Here is a 3,497-nt window from a genome sequence, read left to right on the forward strand (position 1 = left end):
ATGATTTCCGCCAACGCCCTCGAGCTGCGCGCCGGTGCCCGGATCCTGATCGAGTCCGCGAACTTCAAGGTCGCCGCCGGCGACCGGATCGGCCTGGTCGGGCGCAACGGCGCCGGCAAGACCACGCTCACCAAGGTGCTGGCCGGCGAGGGCCTGCCCGCCGCCGGTACCGTCACCCGCTCGGGAGAGGTCGGCTACCTGCCGCAGGACCCGCGCACCGGCGACCTCGACGTCCTCGCCAAGGACCGCATCCTGTCCGCCCGCGGCCTCGACACCGTGCTGAGGAAGATGCGCGAGAACGAGGACCGGATGGCCAACGGCAAGGGCGCCACCCGGGACAACGCGATGAAGAAGTACGCGCGCCTGGAGACCGAGTTCCTGACCAAGGGCGGGTACGCCGCCGAGGCCGAGGCCGCCACCATCGCCGCCGCGCTGGGCCTGCCGGACCGCATCCTCGGCCAGCCGCTGCACACCCTCTCCGGTGGTCAGCGCCGCCGCGTGGAGCTGGCCCGGATCCTCTTCTCGGACTCCGACGTGCTGCTGCTCGACGAGCCCACCAACCACCTGGACGCGGACTCGATCGTCTGGCTGCGGGACTTCCTGAAGACCTACAAGGGCGGCTTCATCGTCATCTCGCACGACGTCGACCTGGTCGAGACGGTCGTCAACAAGGTCTTCTACCTGGACGCCAACCGCTCCTGCATCGACGTCTACAACATGGGCTGGAAGCAGTACCAGCAGCAGCGCGAGGACGACGAGAAGCGCCGCAAGCGCGAGCGGGCCAACGCCGAGAAGAAGGCCGCGACCCTGAACGCGCAGGCGGACAAGATGCGTGCCAAGGCCACCAAGACGGTGGCCGCGCAGAACATGGCCCGCCGCGCCGACAAGCTGCTCGCCGGGCTGGAGCAGGTGCGCCAGAGCGACAAGGTCGCCAAGCTGCGCTTCCCGGAGCCGGCCCCCTGCGGCAAGACCCCGCTGACCGCGAGCGACCTGTCCAAGTCCTACGGCTCGCTGGAGATCTTCACCGGGGTGGACCTGGCGATCGACCGGGGCTCCCGGGTCGTCGTGCTGGGCTTCAACGGCGCCGGCAAGACCACCCTGCTGCGGATGCTGGCGGGGGTGGAGCAGCCGGACACCGGTGAGGTCCTCCCGGGCCACGGCCTGAAGATCGGCTACTACGCGCAGGAGCACGAGACGCTCGACCCGGACCGCAGCGTCCTGGAGAACATGCGCTCGGCGGCGCCGGACACCGACCTGGTGCAGATCCGCAAGATCCTCGGCTCCTTCCTGTTCTCCGGCGACGACGTGGACAAGCCGGCCGGGGTGCTCTCCGGTGGTGAGAAGACCCGTCTGGCGCTGGCCACCCTGGTGGTCTCCTCCGCCAACGTGCTGCTGCTCGACGAGCCCACCAACAACCTCGACCCGGCCAGCCGCGAGGAGATCCTGGGCGCGCTGCGCGAGTTCTCCGGTGCGGTCGTCCTGGTCACCCACGACGAGGGCGCGGTCGAAGCGCTCCAGCCGGAGCGGATCATCCTGCTGCCCGACGGGGTGGAGGACCTGTGGAACCCGTCCTACGCCGATCTTGTCTCGCTGGCCTGACCGGAAGTAGACGCCTCATCCGCTTTTCGGACCAGAATATCTAGTCCTTTCGGCGTGTCCGGGAATGAAGAAGACCCGGATTCCGTTTAAGGACTTCCTGTCGGCCCGCCACGCGATCGTGGTCGGGCCGACACTGCTGATCAGCTCTTTCTCGGCGAATGGCGGCAGCCATCAGGGGGCGTGCACTCTGAGTGAGCGCCCCAATGCGCTCGGAACACCACTGCGGGACTGCGCATTTGCGACATGGACCTTGTCGAATGGGTGGCCAGGACGCGGTGGATGGGTGATCATGGGAATCTGACCGAGCAACGCTACGAGGAGGCACGGGTGGCCGAGACTCTGAAAAAGGGCAGCCGGGTGACCGGTGCCGCGCGTGAGAAGCTCGCGGCCGATCTCAAGAAGAAGTACGACTCCGGGGCGAGCATTCGCGCTCTCGCGGAGGAGACCGGTCGTTCGTACGGCTTCGTGCACCGGATGCTGAGCGAGTCCGGAGTGATCCTCCGGGGCCGCGGCGGTGCCACGCGGGGCAAGAACAAGGCGACTGCCGGAGCCAATTCCTGACTCTTCGTCAGGTCTGGGCCGGGTGACGCGGCGGCACGGCGCCGGCCGAGGAGACGACAGCTGATCGCGGCTGGGCGTCCGCCCTCGGGTCGAGCGGACCGGCCGCCGATCGTCATGTCCGGGTCTCCGTCGCGCACCCGGCGCCGATCTTTCCCGGTCGGGGCCCTGCCCAGTCGCGTCCAGGTTTGTTACTCTCCGGTAGCCAAGTCCCTCGCCACCGGAGGTTCCCGCATGACCGCTCCCGTCACCGACCCGCAGGCCCCGAGCTGGGAGCGGGACGGCGTCCGCCTGGAGGTCGACGGTGAACTCGCCGTCGTCACCCTCTGTCAGCCCAAGCGGCGCAACGCCCAGTCGCCCGCGCTCTGGCGCGCCCTCGCCGCCGCCGGGCGCGAACTGCCCGGCAGCGTCCGGGTGGTGCTGCTGCGCGCGGAGGGCGTCTCCTTCTCGGCCGGGCTGGACCGGGCCATGTTCACCCCCGAGGGCATCCCCGGCGAGCCCACCTTCCTCCAGCTCGCGGGCTCCACCGACCGGGAGCTGGACGAGGCCATCGCCTCCTACCAGGAGGCCTTCACCTGGTGGCGCCGCCCCGACCTGGTCTCCATCGCCGTCGTCCAGGGCCACGCCGTCGGCGCGGGCTTCCAGCTCGCCCTCGGCTGCGACCTGCGGGTGGTGGCCGACGGCGTGCAGTTCGCCATGAAGGAGACCTCGCTCGGCCTCGTCCCCGACCTGGCGGGCACCAAGCCGCTGGTCGAACTCGTCGGCTACGCCCGGGCGCTGGAGATCTGCGCGACCGGCCGCTGGGTCGGCGCCGAGGAGGCCGCCTCGATCGGGCTGGCCAACCTGGCCGTCCCCGGCGCCGAGCTGGACGCCGCCGCCCGGGACCTCGCCGCCGCCCTGCTGGCCGCTCCGCGGGGGGCCGTCATCGAGACCAAGGCGCTCCTCCAGGGGGCCTCGGGCCGCTCCTACGACGAGCAGCGTTCGGCCGAACGGGCGGCGCAGGCCCGCCGGCTGCGGGAGCTCGCCGGTATCGGCGACTGACTCCGTCCGTCACCGCCACCGCTGGGCCCGGCCCCGGGGAACTCCCCGGGGCCGGGCCTTCGGCGTTCCCCGGGCCGGGGTGGCTCGGAGGGCGCTCCCGGCGGGCGGGGAACGTGGCGAAATGCCAGAGTTGTGGAGGTCTGCGATATAGCTGGAGCCGTACGACGGGAGATCCGCCCCATGCCTGACACTCCGACGCCCGCGACCCTGCACAAGACCCCCGGCCACGGCCCGACCCCCGGTCCTCCCGGCGGGGCCGGTGCGCCCGGTGCGAAGCACTCGCCCGGCGCCGGCGCCGG

The 3,497-nt window shown here is 71.0% G+C and carries 3 protein-coding genes; all 3 read left to right on the forward strand.

Annotated elements, in window-relative coordinates; translation table 11 throughout:
* Positions 1–1,599: ABC-F family ATP-binding cassette domain-containing protein (locus J0670_RS33330; protein ID WP_207815949.1), on the forward strand; the 1,599-nt coding region annotated here is incomplete at its 5' end.
* 327 nt (positions 1,600–1,926) lie between these two features.
* Positions 1,927–2,160, forward strand: a complete 234-nt coding sequence (locus J0670_RS33335; protein ID WP_196951009.1) for a helix-turn-helix domain-containing protein — start codon at positions 1,927–1,929, stop codon at positions 2,158–2,160.
* A 231-nt stretch (positions 2,161–2,391) separates the two neighbouring features.
* Positions 2,392–3,198, forward strand: a complete 807-nt coding sequence (locus J0670_RS33340) for an enoyl-CoA hydratase/isomerase family protein (RefSeq protein ID WP_207815951.1) — start codon at positions 2,392–2,394, stop codon at positions 3,196–3,198.
* The last annotated feature ends 299 nt before the right edge of the window (positions 3,199–3,497 follow it).

This window comes from Streptomyces sp. FH025 (genome assembly GCF_017427025.1).
In the GTDB taxonomy this organism is placed as follows: Bacteria; Actinomycetota; Actinomycetes; order Streptomycetales; family Streptomycetaceae; genus Kitasatospora.